Source organism: Streptomyces sp. NPDC005878 (assembly GCF_040629815.1).
Taxonomy (GTDB): domain Bacteria; phylum Actinomycetota; class Actinomycetes; order Streptomycetales; family Streptomycetaceae; genus Streptomyces.
Map to the genome: position 1 here is coordinate 1 of NZ_JBEXWK010000042.1, position 20,638 is coordinate 20,638.

At 72.1% G+C, this 20,638-nt stretch carries 21 protein-coding genes; 8 read left to right on the forward strand and 13 right to left on the reverse strand.

Features of this window, described 5'->3' with window-relative positions; all coding sequences use genetic code 11:
* Positions 1-93 (reverse strand): biotin carboxylase N-terminal domain-containing protein (locus ABZ404_RS36470; RefSeq protein ID WP_280842533.1); only part of this gene is annotated, 93 nt, incomplete at its 3' end.
* A 694-nt stretch (positions 94-787) separates the two neighbouring features.
* Here ABZ404_RS36470 and ABZ404_RS36475 point away from each other — a divergent pair.
* The gene (locus tag ABZ404_RS36475) at positions 788-2,398 is read left to right on the forward strand and encodes an AfsR/SARP family transcriptional regulator (protein ID WP_358991347.1); all 1,611 of its coding nucleotides are present in this window, start codon (positions 788-790) and stop codon (positions 2,396-2,398) included.
* 180 nt (positions 2,399-2,578) lie between these two features.
* Here ABZ404_RS36475 and ABZ404_RS36480 read toward each other — a convergent pair whose 3' ends face one another.
* The 5 genes from ABZ404_RS36480 to ABZ404_RS36500 form a co-directional block, all read right to left on the reverse strand.
* Complete coding sequence (locus ABZ404_RS36480; RefSeq protein WP_358837179.1) at positions 2,579-3,217, reverse strand: ScbR family autoregulator-binding transcription factor; 639 nt, start codon at positions 3,215-3,217, stop codon at positions 2,579-2,581.
* A 456-nt stretch (positions 3,218-3,673) separates the two neighbouring features.
* Entirely contained in the window at positions 3,674-4,102 is a 429-nt protein-coding gene (locus tag ABZ404_RS36485; RefSeq protein ID WP_358837180.1) for a transcriptional repressor, read from the reverse strand.
* A gap of 59 nt (positions 4,103-4,161) precedes the next feature.
* Positions 4,162-5,055, reverse strand: coding sequence for a metal ABC transporter permease (locus tag ABZ404_RS36490; protein ID WP_358837181.1), 894 nt, complete (start codon positions 5,053-5,055; stop codon positions 4,162-4,164).
* A 2-nt stretch (positions 5,056-5,057) separates the two neighbouring features.
* Positions 5,058-5,828, reverse strand: coding sequence for a metal ABC transporter ATP-binding protein (locus ABZ404_RS36495; RefSeq protein WP_358837182.1), 771 nt, complete (start codon positions 5,826-5,828; stop codon positions 5,058-5,060).
* Between the two features lie 41 nt (positions 5,829-5,869).
* Positions 5,870-6,826, reverse strand: coding sequence for a metal ABC transporter substrate-binding protein (locus ABZ404_RS36500; RefSeq protein ID WP_358837183.1), 957 nt, complete (start codon positions 6,824-6,826; stop codon positions 5,870-5,872).
* Positions 6,827-7,046: 220 nt separating this feature from the next.
* Between ABZ404_RS36500 and ABZ404_RS36505 the strand changes: the two genes are divergently transcribed.
* Positions 7,047-8,429 (forward strand): glycine--tRNA ligase, encoded by a 1,383-nt coding sequence (locus ABZ404_RS36505; RefSeq protein WP_358837184.1) that lies wholly within the window; start codon positions 7,047-7,049, stop codon positions 8,427-8,429.
* 236 nt (positions 8,430-8,665) lie between these two features.
* Here the strand turns inward: ABZ404_RS36505 and ABZ404_RS36510 are convergent, their stop codons facing one another.
* The gene (locus ABZ404_RS36510) at positions 8,666-9,061 is read right to left on the reverse strand and encodes a hypothetical protein (RefSeq protein ID WP_358833418.1); all 396 of its coding nucleotides are present in this window, start codon (positions 9,059-9,061) and stop codon (positions 8,666-8,668) included.
* A 176-nt stretch (positions 9,062-9,237) separates the two neighbouring features.
* Here ABZ404_RS36510 and ABZ404_RS36515 point away from each other — a divergent pair, with 176 nt between their 5' ends.
* The 3 genes from ABZ404_RS36515 to ABZ404_RS36525 are packed head-to-tail and all read left to right on the forward strand — an operon-like array spanning position 9,238 to position 11,995.
* Positions 9,238-10,485: a histidine kinase gene (locus ABZ404_RS36515; protein ID WP_358833419.1), complete on the forward strand. Its 1,248-nt coding sequence runs from the start codon at positions 9,238-9,240 to the stop codon at positions 10,483-10,485.
* Entirely contained in the window at positions 10,473-11,156 is a 684-nt protein-coding gene (locus ABZ404_RS36520; protein ID WP_358833420.1) for a response regulator transcription factor, read from the forward strand. Before ABZ404_RS36515 ends, ABZ404_RS36520 begins: the two co-directional genes overlap by 13 nt.
* Positions 11,153-11,995: a hypothetical protein gene (locus ABZ404_RS36525; RefSeq protein ID WP_358833421.1), complete on the forward strand. Its 843-nt coding sequence runs from the start codon at positions 11,153-11,155 to the stop codon at positions 11,993-11,995. Before ABZ404_RS36520 ends, ABZ404_RS36525 begins: the two co-directional genes overlap by 4 nt.
* 19 nt (positions 11,996-12,014) lie before the next feature.
* Here ABZ404_RS36525 and ABZ404_RS36530 read toward each other — a convergent pair whose 3' ends face one another.
* The 3 genes from ABZ404_RS36530 to ABZ404_RS36540 all read right to left on the reverse strand — a co-directional run bounded on the left by ABZ404_RS36530 (position 12,015) and on the right by ABZ404_RS36540 (position 15,203).
* The gene (locus ABZ404_RS36530) at positions 12,015-12,611 is read right to left on the reverse strand and encodes a TetR family transcriptional regulator (protein WP_358833422.1); all 597 of its coding nucleotides are present in this window, start codon (positions 12,609-12,611) and stop codon (positions 12,015-12,017) included.
* Between the two features lie 52 nt (positions 12,612-12,663).
* Positions 12,664-13,680 (reverse strand): aldo/keto reductase, encoded by a 1,017-nt coding sequence (locus ABZ404_RS36535; protein WP_358833423.1) that lies wholly within the window; start codon positions 13,678-13,680, stop codon positions 12,664-12,666.
* Positions 13,681-13,808: 128 nt separating this feature from the next.
* On the reverse strand, positions 13,809-15,203 hold the full coding sequence (locus ABZ404_RS36540) for an MFS transporter (protein ID WP_358833445.1): 1,395 nt from the start codon (positions 15,201-15,203) through the stop codon (positions 13,809-13,811).
* Between the two features lie 164 nt (positions 15,204-15,367).
* Between ABZ404_RS36540 and ABZ404_RS36545 the strand changes: the two genes are divergently transcribed.
* Complete coding sequence (locus ABZ404_RS36545) at positions 15,368-16,243, forward strand: helix-turn-helix transcriptional regulator (protein WP_358833424.1); 876 nt, start codon at positions 15,368-15,370, stop codon at positions 16,241-16,243.
* A 17-nt stretch (positions 16,244-16,260) separates the two neighbouring features.
* On the opposite strand, the gene ABZ404_RS36550 is transcribed toward ABZ404_RS36545, so the two are convergent.
* Together ABZ404_RS36550 and ABZ404_RS36555 are read right to left on the reverse strand one after the other, a co-directional pair.
* Positions 16,261-16,470 carry a DUF397 domain-containing protein gene (locus tag ABZ404_RS36550; RefSeq protein WP_358833425.1) on the reverse strand — a complete coding sequence of 70 codons (210 nt, stop codon included), beginning with the start codon at positions 16,468-16,470 and terminating at the stop codon, positions 16,261-16,263.
* Positions 16,467-17,303 (reverse strand): helix-turn-helix transcriptional regulator, encoded by an 837-nt coding sequence (locus ABZ404_RS36555; RefSeq protein ID WP_358833426.1) that lies wholly within the window; start codon positions 17,301-17,303, stop codon positions 16,467-16,469. Before ABZ404_RS36555 ends, ABZ404_RS36550 begins: the two co-directional genes overlap by 4 nt.
* Positions 17,304-17,450: 147 nt before the next feature.
* On the opposite strand from ABZ404_RS36555, the gene ABZ404_RS36560 reads away from it, so the two are divergent.
* On the forward strand, positions 17,451-17,795 hold the full coding sequence (locus ABZ404_RS36560; RefSeq protein ID WP_358833427.1) for a hypothetical protein: 345 nt from the start codon (positions 17,451-17,453) through the stop codon (positions 17,793-17,795).
* A gap of 23 nt (positions 17,796-17,818) precedes the next feature.
* Here ABZ404_RS36560 and ABZ404_RS36565 read toward each other — a convergent pair whose 3' ends face one another.
* A complete protein-coding gene (locus ABZ404_RS36565) occupies positions 17,819-19,270 on the reverse strand; it encodes an MFS transporter (protein ID WP_358833428.1) in 1,452 nt (483 codons plus the stop codon).
* Positions 19,271-19,352: 82 nt separating this feature from the next.
* Between ABZ404_RS36565 and dusB the strand changes: the two genes are divergently transcribed.
* On the forward strand, positions 19,353-20,480 hold the full coding sequence (dusB, locus tag ABZ404_RS36570) for a tRNA dihydrouridine synthase DusB (RefSeq protein ID WP_358833429.1): 1,128 nt from the start codon (positions 19,353-19,355) through the stop codon (positions 20,478-20,480).
* Positions 20,481-20,638 lie beyond the last annotated feature (158 nt).

Sequence of the window (20,638 nt, forward strand, 5' to 3'; positions counted from 1 at the left end):
GTAGACGGCTACGCTGGCGATCCCGGCGTCCCGACACGCCCGGGCAACGCGGACAGCGATTTCGCCACGGTTGGCGATGAGCACCTTGCGCACGACGACTGCTCCTCAACTTGCGGGTGCTGAAGCGGAAAGATCGAGAGCGAAACGCCCTGTGGTTTGTACAGCTCCACCCTCGAAGCATCCTGGAGAGACCGTATCCGGCGTTACTCCGCAGTTGTCCACCGTCCGGTAACCCAACGGAGAGCGCCGGGTACCGGATAGGGCCCAAGCCCCTTGGTGGGAACGGGAGTCGGGGACGCGCGGCCGGTGACTTCTGGGCCCGGGGGCGGCCTCGGGCGGGGAATTGCGGGAAATGGCCGAGAGGGTGACTTCGGTACCGTTCGGTGACCGGCCGATAGGACCCGCTCGTGCATTCCCGGTCGCGGGAGACCGGAATCCTCGAATTCCCGCACTTCACCGTGGACTTCCCTGCGGATCACCCCGGCCGGCTGTCGCGTACGTCACAGATCGCCGCTCCATGGCCGCAGTTCGCCGCCCCACGGCCGCAGTTCGCGGGGCCGGGTGCCGCCTCCCCAGTGCCGCCTCCCGGTAAGGCGCGCCAAAACCGACCTGTCGTACCGTTCCTTTGGTGGAGTGGGCGCGGGAACTTCGTAATCCACTTATGGTTTTGGGTGATTCGTTCGCGTTTCCTACCTTTGACAAACCGGGATGCCGGTTTGTAATCTCCTCAACAAGTCAATGCGGCACGCTGGTGCACACAGGACTGGGGGGAGTTATGCGCTTTCGGATGTTGGGCCCACTGGAGGTGATGTCCGGTGGTCGGCGGGTAGCTCTGGGGGGAGTGAAGCAGCGGGCGACGCTGGGCTGTCTGCTGCTCCAGGCGAACCAGGTCGTCCCGACGAGCCGCCTGCTGTCCGCGCTCTGGCGCGCGGACAGCACTCCCGCGACGGCCCGCAAGATCCTTCAGAACGCGGTGTGGGGGCTGCGCGGAATCCTCGGCGAGGGCGACCCCGAGGGGGCGGGCGGCGCCGAGCTGATCACCCGCGCGCCCGGGTATCTGATCCGAACCGACCCCGACCAGATCGACCTGCACGTCTTCCGGCGCAAGGTCGGAGAGGGCCGGGCCGAACTCGCGGGCGGGCGCCCCGAGGCGGCCGTCGCCTCCCTCGGTGCCGCGCTCGGCCTGTGGCGCGGCCCGGCGCTCGCGGACCTGGCCGAGACGGGCGTCGTCTGGCCCGAGCTCAGGGCCGTGCAGAACACCCGCCGCGACGTCCTGGAGGACTACTTCGAGGCGCGGCTGGCATGTGGACAGCACTACGCCGTCCTCGGTGAGCTGGAGTCCGCCGTCGAGGCCGAGCCGCTGCGCGAGCGCAGTTCGGGTCAGCTGATGCTCGCCCTGTACCGCTGCGGGCGGCAGGCCCACGCGCTGGCCGTCTACAACCGCCTGCGCGCCACCCTGGTGGAGGACCTGGGTCTGGAGCCCGGCCACGAGCTGCGCGGCCTCCAGCGGGCCATCCTCGCCCACGACCCGTCCCTGGACCTCGCCCCGGCGCGTCCGGCCCCCGCCCCCGCGCGGCCGACGGCCCTCGCACCCGTCGCCGCCGAGCAGCCGTGCGAGCGCGGCGAGCGGCGCCGCACGCTGACCGCCGTCTCCGGCCACCGCAGGCACGGCAAGGTCCCGGAGCGTACGGGGTCGTCGGTGCGGCCGACCGATGTGCCCCAACGAGGGCCCGTACGGGCGGATGTGACGCGTCGTGAGGTGGTGAGCGTCCTCCTCGTCCAGGCCCGGCTCACCCCCGGGCACGGCGGCGGCTTCGGTGCGGGATTCGACGAGGCGGCCGGTCTGGACGAGGCACTGGAGCGGGCCGGCGCGGTCACCCGCGCCCGGGTCGAGCATTTCGACGGTCTGGTCGTCGGCTCCGTCGGCCCGGTCTCCCTCGGCCTGTTCCAGGACGCGCGCGGCGACGGCGCCGCCCTGCGCGCGCTGCGGGCCGCCGCCGCCGTACGGGACGCGGTCGCCCCCGACCGGGGCGTGAGCCTGCACGCGGCCGTGGCGACCGGCCGGGCCCTGGTCCGCTTCGCCCCGGGCGACCCCGCCACCCCGCTCGCCGTCAACGGGGTCCTGCTGGACCTCTGCCAGCGGCTGCTCACCCGGGCCGCGCCCGGCGAGATCCTCGTCTGCGACGCCTCCCGCCTGGCCGCTGGGCCCGAGGTCTCCTACGGCCCCGCCGAGGGCTTCCCGGGCCACTGGCGGGTGCGCGAGGCCTACGCGCGGCCGGGCACGTCCCGTACGCGTCCCCAAGCCGTCGGCGGGCAGCTCGACGGGCAGGCGCCCCGGGTGCCGGCGGCCGCGTACTCCGCGCCGTTCGCGCGCCCGCCCCGGCGGATCGGGGCCTGACCGCCCGGCCATGGACGCGTGCGGGCGCCGAGGCGGGTCCGTGCCCCGTCGGGGGGCGGGACACGGACCCACCCCGGCGCCCGCACCCCGGCGGTACGTGACGAGAGCGGGGCCCGTCCGGCTGGACGGGCCCCGCATCGATGTCCGGGCGCCTGTGCCCGGGTCCCTGTCTCCGGGCGGTTAGAGGGGCAGCGCCGCGGCCAGGCCGGGGCTGCCGTCGGGCTTGAGCGAACCCAGCGCGTCGGCCCGGGCGAGGCGGGGCAGCAGCAGCCGCCAGAACTTGCCGAACATCTGCCGTGAGGACCAGCGCGGCTGACTGCGCCCCATCGCCTCGAAGCCGACCGTGGTCGCCGCGATCACCGCCTTGGCGTCCTCCACCGCGACCCCCTCGGCGAGCGCGCCCTCGGCCGCCGCCCCGGCCAGCACCTCGCCGACCCAGTCGACCCAGTACTGGCGCAGGTCCGTCGGCCCCTTCCAGGTCGCGTCCGAGCTGAGCCCGAACCCGGCCCGCAGGACCACGTCGTCACCGAGCCGGAACGCCAGCGCGTGCGTGGTGTCCACGAGGACCTGGAGCGCCCGGCCGTGCCCGGCCTCGCGCGGGGGCGCGATCTGCCGCAGGGACGTCATGGCGTGCTCGCCCACCGCCTCGGCCAGGGCGTTCTTGCTGACGAAGTGGAAGTGCAGCGCCCCGTTGCTGACGCCTGCCCGGGTGCTGATCGCGGTCAGTGAGGATGGGGCGAAACCGTCCCTGTCGAACACCTCGGCCGCGGCCAGGATCAGCGTCTGACGTGTCCGCTCAGCCCGTTGCTGCTTGCTCATGGCGTCACTCCGTTGTCGCGCAGGAAGGAGGGGGGCTTCTGGGGGACAGGAGCCGAGGAGAAGAGTGTATAGAAACCAACTCGACGGTTTCTTTAGTGCGGATGGAGTCTGGCCCAAAGCGTTCGCAGGGCGGTTCCGGCGCTCTGTGCGTCCTACCCATCTGGCCTGCCGGTAAAGGTGAGTTGGGGATCCGCCGGGCGGCGATCTCCGGCCGGAAGCGGACGGGTTCTCCCGTCCGGGCCCCGCCCGGAATGTCCCTTCGGGGCCTGACGAACGGGACAACCGGTCTGCAAGCCTCCGCTTCAGGGGTACGCGAAAGGGCCCGGCGGGTCAGTGGATTCCACCGACCCGCCGGGCCCTTCGGACGCGTATGTCCGTTTCGTACGGACCGCGTCCCCGCGCCCGTACTGCCTACGGCACTACATCACTACGGCACCACATCAACTCGCCACCACGTCACCGCGTCTGCTTCTCCCCGGCCGCCGCGCACTCCGCGCAGGTGCCGAAGATCTCCACGGTGTGCGCCACGTTCACGAAGCCGTGCTGCTCCGCGATCGCGTCCGCCCACTTCTCCACGGCCGGCCCCTCGACCTCCACGGCCTTGCCGCACATCCGGCAGACCAGATGGTGGTGGTGGTCACCCGAGGAGCAGCGCCGGTAGACGGCCTCGCCGTCGCTGGTGCGCAGCACGTCGACCTCGCCCGCGTCGGCGAGCGACTGAAGGGTGCGGTAGACCGTGGTCAGCCCCACCGAGTCGCCCCGGTGCCGGAGCATGTCGTGCAGCTCCTGCGCGCTGCGGAACTCGTCCACCTGGTCGAGGGCCGCCGCCACGGCGGCCCGCTGCTTGGTCGACCGGCCGCGTACGGGTGGTCCAGCCGTCGCCACAGGTGCCTCCCTCTAACCGTCGCCCGCTCACGTCGTCGGGCCATTCTGCCAGGTCGGGGTCAGACCGTGGCCTCGTCGGGCGCGGCACGCGAGCCCGGCACCTCCAGGGTGCACCGCTGCGCGGCGGTTTCGGCCACCCGTGCGCGCCTGCGCGCCAGGGGCGCGGCGAGCGCGGTCAGGGCGATGAACGCGCCGATCGCGAGCAGCACGATCGTCGCCCCGGGCGGCACGTCCTGGTAGTACGAGGTGACGGTTCCGGCCAGGGTGACCGTGGTGCCGATGACCACCGCGAGGACGAACGTCACCGCGAAGGAGCGCGAGACCTGCTGGGCCGCCGCGACCGGCACCACCATCAGGGCGCTGACCAGGAGCAGCCCCACGGCCCGCATCGCCACCGTCACCGTGATCGCGGCGGTGACCGCGACCAGCAGGTTCAGGGCCCGCACCGGCAGCCCGGTGACCCGCGCGAACTCCTCGTCCTGGCTCACCGCGAACAGCTGCCGCCGCAGTCCGACAGTGACGAGCACCACGAACGCGGCCAGGACGCAGATCGAGGTGACGTCCGAGTCGGAGACGGTCGAGAGCGAGCCGAAGAGGTACGAGGAGAGGTTGGCGTTGGAGCCGGTGTCCGAGAGGTTGACCAGCAGCACACCGCCCGCCATACCGCCGTAGAAGAGCATGGCGAGCGCGATGTCGCCGCGCGTCTTGCCGTACGCGCGGATCAGCTCCATCGTCACCGCGCCGAGGACGGAGACGAGCGTCGCCATCCACACCGGGCTGGTGTTGAGCAGGAAGCCGAGGCCGACGCCGGTCATGGCGACATGGCCGATTCCGTCGCCCATCAGGGCCTGGCGGCGCTGGACGAGGTAGATGCCGACGGCGGGCGCGGTGATGCCGACCAGGACGGCCGCGATGAGCGCCCGCTGCATGAAGGCGGTCTGGAGGATTTCCATGGTCAGCTCAGCAGTCCTGTGCGGATCGGCTCGACGGCCGAGTGGGGGTGGACGTGGTCGTGGCCCGGCAGGGCGTGCTGGCCGGTGGCCTCGGGCGGGGGGCCGTCGTGGGTGACGCAGCCGTCGCGCAGCACCACCGCGCGGTCGATCAGCGGCTCCAGCGGGCCGAGTTCGTGGAGGACCAGCAGGACGGTCGCGCCGCCCGCGACCTGCTCGCGCAGGGTCGAGGCGAGGATCTCCTGGCTGGCCAGGTCGACGCCCGCCATCGGCTCGTCCATGATCAGCAGTTCGGGCTCGGAGGCGAGCGCGCGGGCGATCAGGACGCGCTGGTGCTGGCCGCCGGAGAGGGCGTTCACCGAGTCCTTGGCGCGGTCGGCGAGGCCCACCAGCTCGATGGCCCGGCCCACCGCCGCCCGGTCCGCCCGGGAGAGCAGCCCCAGCTTCGTACGGGACAGCCGCCCCGAGGCGACGACCTCGCGCACGGTCGCGGGCACCCCGCTGGCGGCGGTGGTGCGCTGGGGTACGTATCCGACGCGCGCCCAGTCCCGGAAGCGCCTCAGCTCCGTACCGAACAGCTCGACGCGGCCCCCGGTGAGCGGCACCTGGCCGATGACCGAGCGCACGGCGGTGGACTTGCCGGAGCCGTTGGCGCCGAGCAGGGCGACGACCTCGCCGCGCTCGACGGTGAGGTCGATGCCGCGCAGCACGGGGCGCGAGCCGAGGGTCGCGGTGGCCGCGCGCAGGGATATGACGGGTTCCGTCGTGGGGTCCATCACGGGTGCCTCCGATGTGCCGGATGCGGACGGTGGGGTGCTCACTTCGCGCCGAGCGCCTTGCGGAGCGCGGCCAGGTTGGACTCCATGACCTGGAGGTAGTCCTCGCCCCTGGACTTGTCGGTGATGCCCTCCAGCGGGTCCAGGACGTCGGTCTTCAGACCGGTGTCCCCGGCGAGGGTCCTGGCCGTCTTGTCGCTGGCCAGCGTCTCGAAGAAGACCGTGTCGACGTGGTCCTTCCTCGCGATGGACTGGAGCTCCTTGACCCGGGCGGGGCTCGGCTCGGCCTCGGGGTCGATGCCCGCGATGCCCTCCTGGGTCAGCCCGTACCGCTCGGCGAGGTAGCCGAAGGCGGAGTGGGTGGTGATGAAGGTCTTGGTGGCGGTGGTCCTCAGACCCGCCGCGAACTTCTCGTTGAGCGCCCCGAGGTCCTTGACCAGGGCGGCGGTGTTCTTCTCGTAGTCCGCCGCGTTGTCGGGGTCGGCCTTCTCCAGGGCCTTGCCGACGCCCCGGGCGACCTCGGCGTACTTGACCGGGTCCAGCCAGACGTGGGGGTCGGCGCCCGCCTCGCTCTCGCCGTGGTGCTCCTCGCCCTCGTGGCCGTGGCCGACCTCGGTGCCGTGGTCCTCCAGCTTGGTCAGCGTGGCGGCGTCGACGGTGTGCTCGGCACCGGACTGGGCGATGGCCTTGTCCACGGCGGGCTGCACGCCCTTGAGGTAGACGACCAGCCCGGCCCGGCCGAGGGAGGCGGTCTGCCGGGGGCTGAGCTCCAGGTCGTGCGGCTCGACGCCCGGCTTGGTCAGGCTGCGTACGGAGACGTGGCCGGCGCCTATGCGCTCGGCCAGGTACTGCATGGGATAGAACGACGCCACCACGTCCAGCTTGCCGTCCTTGCGGCCCGAGCCCGCGTCGGCGTCCGAGCAGGCGGTCAGGGCGCCGAGGCCCAGCACCACGGTGGTGGAGAGGGCGGCGGCCGGTATGAGGCGTCGTACGTTCATGACAGTCATTTTCAACAAAAGTGGAAACGATTGTCAACAAGGGGTCGGAGGCGACCCTCTCCGGGTGCTGGCGGGATGCCTGACGGGATACCGATTTGATCCAGGGGTGGAGGCCGCCGCTAATCTGAAGCATTCGCCCGCCCGTCACCCGACCGCCGCCCCTCAACGAGGCGCTTCGCGCCGCACCTGTCCAATTCGTCGTCGTAATGAAGAGAGCAACGTGGCCGCCGACAAGATCGACACCATCGTCAACCTGAGCAAGCGCCGTGGCTTCGTCTACCCGTGCAGCGAGATCTACGGTGGTCAGCGCGCCGCCTGGGACTACGGGCCGCTGGGTGTCGAGCTGAAGGAGAACCTCAAGCGCCAGTGGTGGCGTTACATGGTCACCGCGCGCGAGGACGTCGTCGGCATCGACTCGTCGGTGATCCTGGCCACCGAGGTCTGGGAGGCCTCCGGCCACGTCGCCACCTTCACCGACCCGCTCACCGAGTGCACCTCCTGCCACAAGCGGTTCCGCGCGGACCACCTCATCGAGGCGTACGAGGAGAAGCACGGCAAGGAGCCCGCGAACGGCCTCGCCGAGCTCAACTGCCCCAACTGCGGCAACAAGGGCACCTTCACCGAGCCCAAGAACTTCTCGGGCCTGCTCTCCACCCACCTCGGCCCGACCCAGGACAGCGGCTCCGTCGCCTACCTGCGTCCCGAGACCGCGCAGGGCATCTTCACCAACTTCGGCCAGGTCCAGCAGACCTCGCGCAAGAAGCCGCCCTTCGGCATCGCGCAGATGGGCAAGTCCTTCCGCAACGAGATCACGCCCGGCAACTTCATCTTCCGCACCCGCGAGTTCGAGCAGATGGAGATGGAGTTCTTCGTCAAGCCGGGCGAGGACGAGCAGTGGCAGGAGTACTGGATGCAGGAGCGCTGGAACTGGTACACCGGCCTGGGCCTGCGCGAGGAGAACATGCGCTGGTACGAGCACCCGAAGGAGAAGCTCTCCCACTACTCCAAGCGCACCGCCGACATCGAGTACCGCTTCCAGTTCGGCGGCAGCGAGTGGGGCGAGCTGGAGGGTGTCGCCAACCGCACCGACTACGACCTCTCGGCGCACGCCAAGGCGTCCGGCAGCGACCTGTCGTACTTCGACCAGGAGGCCGGTGAGCGCTGGACCCCGTACGTCATCGAGCCCGCCGCCGGTGTCGGCCGCTCCATGCTCGCCTTCCTCCTCGACGCCTACAGCGAGGACGAGGCGCCCAACGCCAAGGGCGTCATGGAGAAGCGCGCCGTGATGCGCCTCGACCCGCGTCTGGCGCCGGTCAAGGTCGCGGTGCTGCCGCTCTCGCGCAACCCGCAGCTCTCGCCGAAGGCGAAGGGCCTCGCGGCGGACCTGCGGCAGAACTGGAACATCGAGTTCGACGACGCGGGCGCGATCGGGCGCCGCTACCGTCGCCAGGACGAGATCGGCACGCCGTTCTGCGTCACCGTCGACTTCGACACCCTCGACGACAACGCGGTGACCGTCCGCGAGCGCGACACGATGTCCCAGGAGCGGGTGTCCCTGGACCAGATCCAGTCGTACCTGGGCGCGCGGCTGCTGGGCTGCTAGACGCTCCCCGAGGGCGCCGGAGAATCACGACGAGCCCCGTACCGCCGATTCGGCGGTACGGGGCTCGTCGGTGGTCGGGGCGGCGTCCGTGCCCGAGCCGAGCTCTCCGGCCGCGGCGCCCCCCTCAAGGGGCGCGGGGAACTGCGCGACCGGCCCCCACCGGAGGCGCGGACGACGGACAACCCCCACGGGCCGCGCGGACGGCAGGCGCCCTATCGGGGGCGCGGGCAACCCCGCTATCGGGAGGGCTGCCGTATCGCCACCACGGCGCACGCCGCCGCCAGCGGCAGCTCCACGCACGCCGCCAGCGCGACCGCCGTCGCGAGCTGCGGACCCGGCGCCGACGTCGTGACGTCGAACCACGCGTCCATCACCAGCAGCGCCCCCGTCGCGGCCGCCGCGGCCTGCGCCCTCGGGTCCCCGCGCCGCAGCAGCACCCCGGTCCCCGCGAGCCCCACGGCGAGCCCGGCGTCCAGACCGATCCAGGCCAGCGGCCAGTTGGACACCTCCACCGTCGGCGGCAGCGTCCTGGCCAGGACCACCATCCACGGCACCAGGACGACCCCCGCGCCGGTCAGCAGCGTCGCCAGGCGCGGCCGGCGGATGCGGGTCTGCGGGGCGACGAGCGTCATGGCGGCGGTCTCCTTCCGGCCCGGCGGCCAGTCCGCCGGACACGGCAACAAGCCTCGCCTGCCCGGCCGTTGAGATCAGTAACGCGACGGCCCGAACCGGGGGTGGTGCCAGCTTCACCCCCGGGCGGGCAGTAGCGTGATGGCACCGCTCCGAGCTGGGCGTTTACGGTATGCACATGGCAACTCCCGGCCCGCTGCGGCGCGCGACCGACTGGGCCGCCGCGCACGCTCCCTGGTCGGCGTGGGCCTGGCGCAACACCGCCTTCGCGGTGGCGGGCATACCGCTCGCGCTGCCCGCCGCGGGTTCGATCACGTACATGGTCCTGGCGCCCGGACACACCCCGAGTGCCCTGCTCTTCATGCTCCTCCTCAGCCCCCTCCTCACCACGCTCCAGCGCAGCCGCTTCTGGTCGCTGCTCGGCCTCGACGTGCCCGGCATCGCCTGGGACAGCCGCGCGTTCACCTGGCGCGGGCTCGTCGAACGGCTGCGGTCGGAGGCGACCTGGCGGAGTTACGGCTACCACCTCCTCGTCGCCCCGCTCGCCGCGGCGGCCGGCGTGCTGGTGGTCGGCGGCTGGGCCGGAGGCCTCTTCTGCGCCTTCGTGCTGTCCTGGCTGTGGGCGGTGCCGCTCAACGCCGGGCTGCCCGACTGGACCGACGCGTACGCGCTGTTCACCGCCGCCGGGGTGCTCCTGCTGCTCGCCACCCCCTGGTTCACCGCGGCCGCCGTCCGGCTCGACGGCCACGCGGCCGCCGCCCTGCTCGGCCCCAGCCGGGCCAAGGAGCTGGAGCGGCGCGTGGAGACCCTGGCCGAGAGCCGCGCCGGGGTCCTGGACGCCGCCGACGCCGAACGCCGCCGCATCGAACGCGATCTGCACGACGGCGCCCAGCAGCGCCTGGTCTCCCTCGCCATGAACCTGGGCCTGGCCCGCGCCACCCTCACCGACCTGCCGCCCGAGGCCCGGGCCGTCATCGACGAGGCGCACCGCGAGGCCAAGGAGGCCATCGAGGAGCTCAACAGCCTGGTGCGCGGGCTGCATCCGGCCGTCCTCGACGACCGGGGCCTGGACGCCGCGCTCTCCGGCATCGCCGCCCGCGCCCCGCTGCCGGTCGCGCTCACCGTCGAGCTGGACCGGCGCCCCGCGCCCACCGTCGAGGCCGTCGCCTACTTCGTCGTCTCCGAGGCGCTGGCGAACGTCGCCAAGCACGCCCGCGCGACGCGCTGTTCCGTCCGTGTGCGCCGCCGCGGCGACCTGCTGTGCCTGACCGTCAGCGACAACGGTGCCGGGGGCGCGGACGCCGCCGCCGGCACCGGGCTGCGCGGCCTCGCCAAGCGCGTGGGCTCCGTGGACGGGACCATCCACCTCACCAGCCCCCTCGGGGGACCGACCGTCATCACCGTGGAGCTGCCGTGCGGGCTGTGATCGCCGAGGATTCGGTACTGCTGCGCATAGGCCTCGTCAAGGTCCTGGAGATGGCGGGGTTCGAGGTCGCCGCCGAGACGGAGGACGCCGACGGGCTGCTCGCCGCCGTCGAGGAACACCGGCCGACGCTGGCCCTCGTCGACGTCCGGATGCCGCCCGGCTTCACCGACGAGGGCGTACGGGCCGCCCTGATGATCCGCCGGCAGTGGCCCGACACCGCCGTCCTGCTGCTGTCCCAGTACGTAGAGGAGCGGTACGCGGCCGATCTGCTCAGCGCCCGGTCCGGCGGCATCGGCTATCTGCTCAAGCAACGCGTCGCCGACGTCGAGGAGTTCGTCGACGCCCTGCGGCGGGTGGCCGGCGGCGGGACCGCGCTGGACCCGCAGGTCGTCGCCCAACTGCTGCTGCGCCGCGGCGGCGGCACCGACCCGCTGGACCGCCTCACCCCGCGCGAGCGCGAGGTCCTCGCCCTGATGGCCGAGGGGCGCTCCAACGCGGGGATCGCCGAGCAGCTGGTCGTCGGCGAGAGCGCCGTCGCCAAGCACATCAACAGCATCTTCGCCAAGCTCGACCTGCCGGTCGCCGACGGCGACCACCGCCGCGTCCTCGCCGTCCTGCGCTTCCTGGACGGCGGCTCGCAGGACGGCGGCTCACCGGACGTCGGCGCGTGAGCACCGCCGCCCGGCCCGGCCCGGACCACCGCCCCGCCCCGGACGCCGAGCGCCCCCGGCACCGGGGCCGGTGGATCCTGGTCGCCGTGCTCAGCGCCCTGTTCGTGGTGGCGCCGCTCGGCGTCGAGGTGTACGCGCAGCTCGCCCGCCAGACCACCAGCCACACCAGCGTCGAGACCAGCGACCGCCACCCGGTCGGGGCCGTCGAGGTCGAGGCGGGCAGCGCCGAGCTGACCGTGGTCCCCGGCGCCGACGGCGAGGTCCGTGTCCAGGAGCGGCTCTCCTGGTCGCTGCGGAAGCCGAAGGTCCGCAAGGAGTGGGACGGCGACACCCTCCGGCTGCGGCCCGAGTGTGACGGCCGGTTCGCCGTCACCAGCCTGGGCTGCTCGGTCCAACTGGACCTGACCGTCCCGGCCGGGATCCGCCTCTCCGTGCGCAGCGGCTCCGGCGCGGTCCGGGTCAGCGGCCTGACCGGCCCCGTCGCGGTGCACGGCGGCTCCGGCAGCGTCAAGCTCTACGGGGTGCGCGGCCCGCTGAAGGCCGCCGTGGGCTCCGGCTCGGTCAGCGGCACCGCGATCGGCTCCGCCGAGGCCGAGGTGCGCTCCGGGTCCGGCCGCGCCGAGCTGGAGTTCGCCGCCCCGCCCCGGAAGGTCACCGCCTCCACGGACTCGGGCACCATCGAGCTGTTCCTGCCCACCGGCTCGCGCTACCGGTTCACGGGCGGCAAGGGCTCGGGCACCCGCGACATCGACGACGCGCTGCGCGACCCCGCCTCCGACCGCCTCGTCGACCTCTCGGTCGCCTCGGGCACGGCGACCGTGGCCCCCACCCGCTGGTGACACCGGCCGCCCCCCGCCGTCACGCCCGGGGCGCCCGCAGGCCGTGCACCACCAGGTCCACCACGGCCGTGAAGTCGCCCTCGATCTCCGGCCGCAGCCACTGCGACGCGTACGCCGGGTCGTGGAAGCGGTTGGTGGCGTCGAAGACCGCCCGCGCCATCCGCGCGTCCGGCCCCAGCGCCGCGAACCGGCCGCGCTCGACGCCCCGGTGGACGATCTGCGCGAGCTGGCCGACCAGGTCGGTGATGTGCTCCTCGACCACCGTGCTGTTCTCCGCGAGCAGCACCTCGTACGTCGCGAAGAGCTCGGGGTCGTCGCCCGCCTTGCGCCGCTTGGCCTCGAAGAGCTTCGCCAGCCAGGCGCGCAGCGTCGCCTCCGCCTCCCGGGGCTCGTCGTCCGCGATCGAGGCGAGCTCGCGCGTCGTGCGGTCCAGCCAGCGCTTGGTGACGGCCTCCCGCAGCGCCGACTTCGTACGGAAGTGGCGGTAGACGCTGCCGTGGCTGACGCCGAGCTGGCGGGCGACGTCGACGACGGTGGCCTTCGCCGGGCCGTGCCGGCGCAGCACCTCCTCGGTCGCTTCGAGGATGCGCTCGGCGGTCAGGGGTTCCGTACTCATGACCTTGACGTTACCCGTCGGGTCCGCCACCGGGTCCGGCCCTGTGGACAACTCAGTGCTCGCTGTCCAGATGCGCCATCTGCGCGGCCGGGTAGCGCTCGCCCGCGGCCGCGCCCGCCGGGACGGCAGCCTCGATGGCGGCCAGGTCACGGGCGTCGAAGGTGACGTCAAGGGCGCCCAGCGCCTCGGCCAGGCGGTCCCGGCGGCGGGCACCGACCAGCGGCACCACGTCCGCGCCGAACCGCTCGCCCTGCGCCATCACCCAGGCGATGGCGATCTGCGCGACCGAGACGCCCTGGTGCTCGGCGACCTTCCGCAGCGCTTCGACGAGGTCGAGGTTGCGGTCGAGGTTCTCGCCCTGGAAGCGGGGGCTCATGCCGCGGAAGTCATGGGCCGCCAGCTTTCGGTCGCGGGTGAAGTGGCCGCTGATCAGCCCGCGCGAGAGCACGCCGTACGCGGTGATCCCGATGCCCAGCTCCTTGGCGGTCGGCAGGATCTCGTCCTCGATGCCGCGGGAGATGAGCGAGTACTCGATCTGGAGGTCGCTGATCGGGGCGACGGCCGCGGCCCGGCGCAGCGTGTCCGCGCCGACCTCGGACATCCCGATGTGCCGTACGTGACCGGCCTCGACCAGCTCGGCGATGGCGCCGACGGTCTCCTCGACCGGGACGTCGGGGTCGAGCCGGGCGATGCGGTAGACGTCGATGTGGTCGACGCCGAGGCGCTGGAGGGAGTACGCGACGAAGTTCTTCACCGCCGCCGGGCGGCCGTCGTATCCGGCCCAGCCGCCGTCGGGGTCGCGCAGGGCGCCGAACTTGACGCTGGTGAGGGCCCGTTCGCGGGCGGCGGCGGCCGCGCTGCGCAGCGCCTCGCCGATGAGCAGTTCGTTGTGGCCCATGCCGTAGAAGTCGCCGGTGTCGAGCAGGGTCACGCCCGCGTCCAGGGCGGCGTGGATGGTGGCGATCGACTCGGTCCGGTCGGCGTCGCCGTACAGCGCGGACATGCCCATGCAGCCGAGGCCGAGAGCGGAGACCTGGGGGCCGGTGGTGCCGAGGGTGCGGGTGCGCATGGTGGTTGCTCCTTGAGGGGGACGGGAGGGGATGCCCCTCCACTGTCGCATGTCAGATGACAGATTTCAATATCTGTCATCTGACACCTGACATCTGATACCCGTCGTTCCCCCTGCGGAGCCCGCCCTCACCCCACGGTCTTCGGCAGCCGCAGGCTGAGCAGCGTGGTCAGGACCACCGCGGCGAGCTGCACCAGCAGGGTCACCGCCAGCGCGTCCCGGGTCCCCATCGACGGCAGCAGCGAGAGGAAGAGGCTGCCGAGGGTGGCGACGCCGAGGGCGAGGGCGGACTGCTGGGTGGTGACCAGGACGCCGCTGCCCACGCCCGCGCGGTCGGTCGGCACGTCCGAGAGCACGATCCGGAACAGCACCGGCAGCTGGAGGCCCTGGCCGAGCCCGGCGAGCGCGACCCCCGGCGCCAGCTCCGCGATGCCGAGCCCGGACCAGCCCCGCCACACGGTGAGCACCAGGACCGTGATGCCCAGTCCCTGGAGGAGGCCGCCGGTGGTGACGACGCGGCTCCCGTAGCGGCCGATCAGTCGCGGCCCGGCCAGCGAGGCGGCGAAGAACGCCACCGCCATCGGCACCAGCGCGAGCCCGGCCGACACCGGCCCCATCCGCAGGCCCTGCTGGAGGACGACCGCGATCACGAACATGAAGCCGCTGAAGCCGACCGAGAACGGCACGATCATCACCAGGCCCCGCCGGAGCGAGGGCAGCCGCAGCAGGCTCGGCGGGACCAGCGGCGTACCGCCGAGGCGGTCGGCGCGCCGCTCGGTGCGGTAGAACGCCAGGGCGGCGAAGGGGAAGACGGCGAGCGAGACCCAGGTCCACAGCGGCCACCCCGCCGCGCGCCCCTCGGTCAGCGGCAGCAGCAGGCTGATCAGCGAGAGCGCGAGGAGCAGCGTGCCGGGCACGTCCACCGAGGCGGGCCGGTCCGAGCGGGTCTCCGGCACACTGCGCGCCGCGAGCACCAGACCGACGACCACCACGGGGACGTTCACCAGGAAGACCGCGCGCCAGCCGCTGCCCGCGATGTCGGCGGCCACCAGCACGCCGCCGAGGATCTGCCCGGCGACCATGGAGAGCCCGGCGGTCGCGCCGTACAGGCTCATCGCGCGCGCCCGGCGCGGTCCTGCCGTGGTGGCCTGGATGGTGGCGAGCACCTGCGGCAGCATCAGCGCGGAGGCCGCGCCCTGGGCGACCCGGGCCGCCACCAGGGTCCAGGCGGTCGGCGCCAGGCCGCAGGCGAGCGAGGTCACCCCGAAGGCCGCCATGCCGATGAGGAAGAGCCGGCGCCGCCCGGCCATGTCGCCGAGCCGGCCGCCGAGGACGAGCAGCACGGCGTACGCGACGCCGTACCCCGCGACCACCAGTTCCAGCGTGGCCGCGCCCGCCGCCAGGTCCTTCTCCATGGCGGGCAGGGCGACGTTGACGATGAAGAAGTCGATCAGGGGAAGGGCCGCGCCGAGCAGGACGGTGAACAGCCCGAGCGGGCCGATCACCGCGCCGCCGTGGCGGATCACCGGGACGGCCGGGGCCTCGGCCGTGGCGGTGGATGCGGGAGTAGTCACGTCATTGCTCACGCAGAAGACGATGGTGCCTCGCCCAGCCTGGTACCAGAGTCTCTTTATCCTGGTACACGCACTACCTGGCAATGGGGTGAGCGGTCCGGCACCCTGGTGCCATGACCACTGTGGCCCCCCAGTCCGACGTCCGCCGGCACGAGCTGGCGGAGTTCCTGCGCAGCCGCCGCGAACGCATCACGCCCGAGCAGGTCGGCCTGCCGCACGGCCGCCGCCGGCGCACCCCTGGGCTGCGCCGCGAGGAGGTCGCCCACCTCTCCGCCGTCGGCGTCACCTGGTACACCTGGCTGGAGCAGGCCCGGGAGATCCAGGTCTCCGCGCAGGTCCTGGACGCCCTGGCGCGCGCCCTGCTGATGGACGCCAGCGAGCGCACCCACCTGTTCGCCCTCGCGGGCGCCACCGACCCCAACCCCAACGCGCCCTGCCCGACGGTCACTCCGTCCCTGCGGGCGATGCTGGACCAGCTGGAGCCGGTGCCCGCCTGCATCCAGAACAGCCGGTACGACATCCTCGCCTACAACCGCACGTACGCGAGGCTGCTGTGCGACCTCGACGCGCTGGCTCCCGAGGACCGCAACTGCATGTGGCTGGCCTTCACCAACGACGACTGGCGTGCGGCCGTCGCCGACCTGCCGGACGTCAACCGGATCATGGCGGCCAAGTTCCGCGCCGCGATGGCCGAGCACCTGGCCGAGCCCGCCTGGAAGACGCTCCTGAACCGGCTGGAGAACGGCTCGCCCGAGTTCCGCGAGATCTGGGCGCGGCACGAGGTGGTCGACCAGAGCGGCCGGGAGAAGTACATCCGCAACGCCCAGGTGGGCCTGCTGCACCTGGAGCACACCAACTTGTGGCTGGGCCCGTCCTCGGGCCCGCGCCTGGTGGCGTACGTCCCGCTGGACGCCGCATCGCGCGCGGGACTTGAGCGGCTGCTGGAGATCTCGGTCCGGGAAGCGGAGCCGGTCGGGGCCGCGGGGTGATCCCGACCGGCGCACGTTCAGATGGAGCCGAACGCGCCGGACTTGAGACCTGCCACGAAGGAAGAGAAGGCGCCCGCGGGAAGGTTCAGGGCCGGGCCGCCTGGGTTCTTGGAGTCACGGACGGGGACGATACCGCTCGTGACGACAAGGTTGGCAGCGATCTCCACGCAGTTGCCACCGTTGTTGCTGTAGGAAGACTTGAACCACTTGGGGGATTCGGTCGTCACGATTTGCCCTTTCGTACCTGCTCGATCATGGCCACAGATGCCGCCTGCGACAGGGATTCGGCCTGCAATTGATGGTAGGCCGTCAACATGGGCTCTACGGACGTGCTCTCCCGGTCCAAGTTGCCCTGCGCCTGGGACTCTGCGTAGCAGATCACCGAACGATCCGGCAGGGTCAGGAGGTTAACGGGCAGGTCAAACGTGCGGCGCTCGCCGATGTCGTACGGCACCACCTGGAGCAGCGTGTTCGGCAACTCGGCGAACTCGACCAGGCGGGCGAGCTGGGCGTCCATCACGGCTGTTCCACCGACGGTGCGCCGGATGCAGCTCTCGTCCATGGCCACGAACACCATGGGTGGACGGGGACGCAGCAGAGCTGCTTGGCGCTCCGCCAGGAACGCGACGCGATCGTCGGCCTGTTCAGGCGTGATGGCGCCCCGTCGTACGGCGCTGTCGGCCAGTACGCGCGCGTACTCCGGTGTCTGCAACAGGCCGGGGATGATGCCGATCTCGTACAGCCGTAACTCCACCGCCCTCCCTTCGTACTTGACGTACTCCGGGAACCCCTCCAGCAGGCTGCCTTGCCGCATCTGCCGGTACTCGCGCTCGAACGTGTCCGCGGTGCCCTGAAGGCCCAACGCCCGGTCCGCACTGCGCGAGAACCGGAGAGTCGGAGGCTTCCGGCCGGTTTCCACCGCCGAAATATGCACGCTGGAATATTCCATCGGGACGGCGAGATCATCTTGCGTCCAGCCTCGCGCCTCCCGCAGATTGCGCAGACGCGCTCCGTAAGCCGCCTGCGGCGAGGCGTCCGGCCTCAACTCCTTGCGGTTCAAGGGATGTTCACCAACCTTCCGTTCGCTTTCAGCAGGTTGAACGGTTCCCAGGTGTGAGCCACGCTGAACCCGCCCGGTAGTAATAGCACTACGGAGAGGAGCGGTCGTGTCCGTCGAGAACGGGGCCCCCGTGGGCGGGTGGCGCTGATGTGGGCGTTCCCGGTGGGACTGCCGACCGGGCCGGAGGGCGACACGGCACCTGTTCCCCTGGGTACCGCGGGCACGCCGTGCGGCGTCGTCCACAGGCTGCTGCGGCACCCGTCCAGCGAAGTGACCATGACGGCCCAGTGCCTCCACGGCAGCGGATGCGCCTGGACGCTGGCCGCGACGGACGACCTTGAGGCGGGAAGCGTCGCGATCATGTCGCATACCGCCGAGACGGGGCACGGGACCTTCACGCGCCGCCTGGAGGACGTGGCGTACGTGGTGCGGGGCGCTGCGCGGGAACAGGCGCGCCGAGTGGCCGTCGAGAGCGGACCCACGCGCGCGTGAAGGCGGCCCGGGGGGCTCCGGGGTTACGGGAGCCCCGCCCCCACCTTCTCCGTCTCCAGCCGTTCCGCCGTGCGCCGGGCCGACTCCCTGGCCCGGCGGCCGCTGGTGGCCGCGCCGACGAGCAGGACCGCGAGACCGCAGCCGGTGATGATCCACCAGGCCGGGCGGGCAGCGTCCGGGAACGCGTCGGCGTAGGCGCCGCCCGCCGTGCCCGCCAGGCCGCCCGCGAGGACCGCGCCGATGACCGCGACGCCCAGGGTCTGGCCGGTCTGGCGGCTGGTGGATGCCACCGCCGCCGCGACGCCCGCCTGGGCGCGGGGCATCCCGGAGACGGCCGTGTTGGTGATGGGGGAGTTGACCATGCCGAAGCCGAGGCCGAACAGGACGTACCCGGTGAAGAGCAGGCCCGTCGAGGACTCGGCGTCGAACGCGGCGAACAGCAGCCCGCTCGCGGCCATGGTGACGCCCGCGACCAGCAGCGACGGCCGGGGTCCGCGGCTCGCGACCAGCCGTCCCGACAGCGGTGCCACCACGAGGGTGACGGCCGCCATCGGCACCATGGCGAGCCCGGCGTGCAGGGCGTCGTAGCCGCGGACGTTCTGGAGGTAGAGCGTGTTGACGAAGAGGAAGCCGCCCAGCGCCGCGAACGCCGCGACCGCGATGACGGTGGCCCCGCTGAACGGCGTGCTGCGGAAGAAGCGCAGGTCGATGAGGGGTTCGCGGCGCCTCGGCTCGTAGAGCAGCAGGCCGGCCAGGGCCGCGAGGGCGAGGGCGCAGAAGAGGACGATGCGCGGGGAGGTCCAGCCGGCGCTGGGCGCCTCGATGATCGCGTACGTGAGTGAGCCGAGCAGCGCCACGACCAGGAGCTGGCCCACGGGGTCGGGGCGGCGGGGCCGGGGCGCGCGGGACTCCGGTATGTACCGCCAGGTCAGCAGGAGCGCGGCGAGGCCCACCGGCAGGTTGATCCAGAAGATCGAGCGCCAGCCGACCGAGTCGACCAGCAGACCGCCGATGATCGGTCCGGCCGCCATGGAGAGGCCGACGACGCCGCTCCACACACCGGTGGCGCGGGCGCGTTCGCGCGGGTCGGTGAAGGTGTTGGTGATGATCGACATCGCCACCGGGTTGAGCATCGAGCCGCCGACGGCCTGGAGGGCGCGGAAGGCGACCAGCGAGGACAGGTCCGGGGCGAGCGAGCAGAGCAGCGAGCCGAGGGTGAAGAGGGTCAGGCCCGCCATGAAGACCCGGCGCCGGCCGATCCGGTCGGCGGTGGAGCCGGAGAGCATCAGCAGGGAGGCGAGGACGAGGGTGTAGGCGTCGATCGTCCACTGCATCCCGGAGACCGTGGTGTGCAGTTCGCGCTGCATGGTGGGCAGCGCCACGTTCAGGATCGTGTTGTCCAGGCCGACGATCAGCAGGCTCATGCAGCAGATCGCCAGCACGAGTATGCGGCGGCGGGGGCTGAGATCGGGCATGCGTCGATAGTACGGCTAACTAACGACCCGGTCCATGTAGTACGGCTAACTAATGACCGCGGGGATGCGCGACAATGGCGTAATGACCACGCTCAACATCGGCCCGCATGCCGTGCAGCCTCCCGTGGTGCTGGCACCCATGGCCGGCATCACCAATGCCCCGTTCCGTACCCTGTGCCGCGAGTTCAGCGGCGGCAAGGGGCTGTTCGTGAGCGAGATGATCACGACGCGGGCGCTGGTCGAGCGCAACGAGAAGACCATGCAGCTGATCCACTTCGACGAGACGGAGACGCCCCGCTCGATCCAGCTGTACGGGGTGGACCCGGTCACCGTCGGCAAAGCGGTCCGGATGATCGTCGACGAGGACCTGGCCGACCACATCGACCTGAACTTCGGCTGCCCGGTGCCCAAGGTGACCCGCAAGGGCGGCGGCTCGGCCCTGCCCTACAAGCGGCCGCTGCTGCGCGCGATCCTGAACGAGGCGGTCTCCAACGCCGGGGACCTGCCGGTCACCATGAAGATGCGCAAGGGCATCGACGACGACCACATCACCTTCCTGGACGCCGGGCGCATCGCGGTCGAGGAGGGCGTCACCGCGATAGCGCTGCACGGCCGCACCGCCGCCCAGCACTACGGCGGCACCGCCGACTGGGACGCCATCGCGCGGCTGAAGGAGCACGTCCCGGAGATCCCGGTGCTCGGCAACGGCGACATCTGGTCGGCCGAGGACGCGCTGCGGATGATGAAGGAGACCGGCTGCGACGGCGTGGTCGTGGGCCGCGGCTGCCTGGGCCGCCCCTGGCTCTTCGGCGACCTGGTGGGCGCCTTCGAGGGGACGGACTCGTACGCGCGCCCCACCCTGCGCACCGTCTCCGAGGTGATGGTGCGGCACGCGACGCTGCTCGGCGAGTGGATCGGCGACGAGACGCGCGGCGTGATCGACTTCCGCAAGCACGTGGCCTGGTACCTCAAGGGGTTCTCGGTCGGCTCGGAGATGCGCAAGCGGCTGGCCGTCACCTCGTCCCTGGACGAACTGAGCGCTCAGCTGAGCGAGCTCGACCTGGACCAGCCGTGGCCGGACGGCGCGGACGGCCCGCGCGGGCGCACCTCGGGCAACAACCGCGTGGTGCTGCCGGACGGCTGGCTGAAGGACCCGTACGACTGCTCGGGTATCAGCGCGGACGCCGAGCTGGACACCTCGGGCGGCTGAGAGGCCCGGCCGGGGTCAGGACGGCCCGGATCGGTCCCGGATCGGGTCCGGACCGGGGTCCGGATCGTGGAATTCCCGCCCTCCGCACGGCGTGATTCTCGCCACCCCTGATAGGGGTTGCGCTCAGATGAGCACTTTGAGGGCGGTTGCATCTCTAG

Coding starts and splice junctions, on each gene's coding strand:
- ABZ404_RS36475 (WP_358991347.1), top strand. CDS start 788: ATGTTGGGCCCACTGGAGGTGATGTCCGGTGGTCGGCGGGTAGCTCTG.
- ABZ404_RS36480 (WP_358837179.1), bottom strand. CDS start 3,217: ATGAGCAAGCAGCAACGGGCTGAGCGGACACGTCAGACGCTGATCCTG.
- ABZ404_RS36490 (WP_358837181.1), bottom strand. CDS start 5,055: ATGGAAATCCTCCAGACCGCCTTCATGCAGCGGGCGCTCATCGCGGCC.
- ABZ404_RS36495 (WP_358837182.1), bottom strand. CDS start 5,828: ATGGACCCCACGACGGAACCCGTCATATCCCTGCGCGCGGCCACCGCG.
- ABZ404_RS36500 (WP_358837183.1), bottom strand. CDS start 6,826: ATGAACGTACGACGCCTCATACCGGCCGCCGCCCTCTCCACCACCGTG.
- ABZ404_RS36510 (WP_358833418.1), bottom strand. CDS start 9,061: ATGACGCTCGTCGCCCCGCAGACCCGCATCCGCCGGCCGCGCCTGGCG.
- ABZ404_RS36515 (WP_358833419.1), top strand. CDS start 9,238: ATGGCAACTCCCGGCCCGCTGCGGCGCGCGACCGACTGGGCCGCCGCG.
- ABZ404_RS36530 (WP_358833422.1), bottom strand. CDS start 12,611: ATGAGTACGGAACCCCTGACCGCCGAGCGCATCCTCGAAGCGACCGAG.
- ABZ404_RS36535 (WP_358833423.1), bottom strand. CDS start 13,680: ATGCGCACCCGCACCCTCGGCACCACCGGCCCCCAGGTCTCCGCTCTC.
- ABZ404_RS36545 (WP_358833424.1), top strand. CDS start 15,368: ATGACCACTGTGGCCCCCCAGTCCGACGTCCGCCGGCACGAGCTGGCG.
- ABZ404_RS36560 (WP_358833427.1), top strand. CDS start 17,451: ATGTGGGCGTTCCCGGTGGGACTGCCGACCGGGCCGGAGGGCGACACG.
- ABZ404_RS36565 (WP_358833428.1), bottom strand. CDS start 19,270: ATGCCCGATCTCAGCCCCCGCCGCCGCATACTCGTGCTGGCGATCTGC.
- dusB (WP_358833429.1), top strand. CDS start 19,353: ATGACCACGCTCAACATCGGCCCGCATGCCGTGCAGCCTCCCGTGGTG.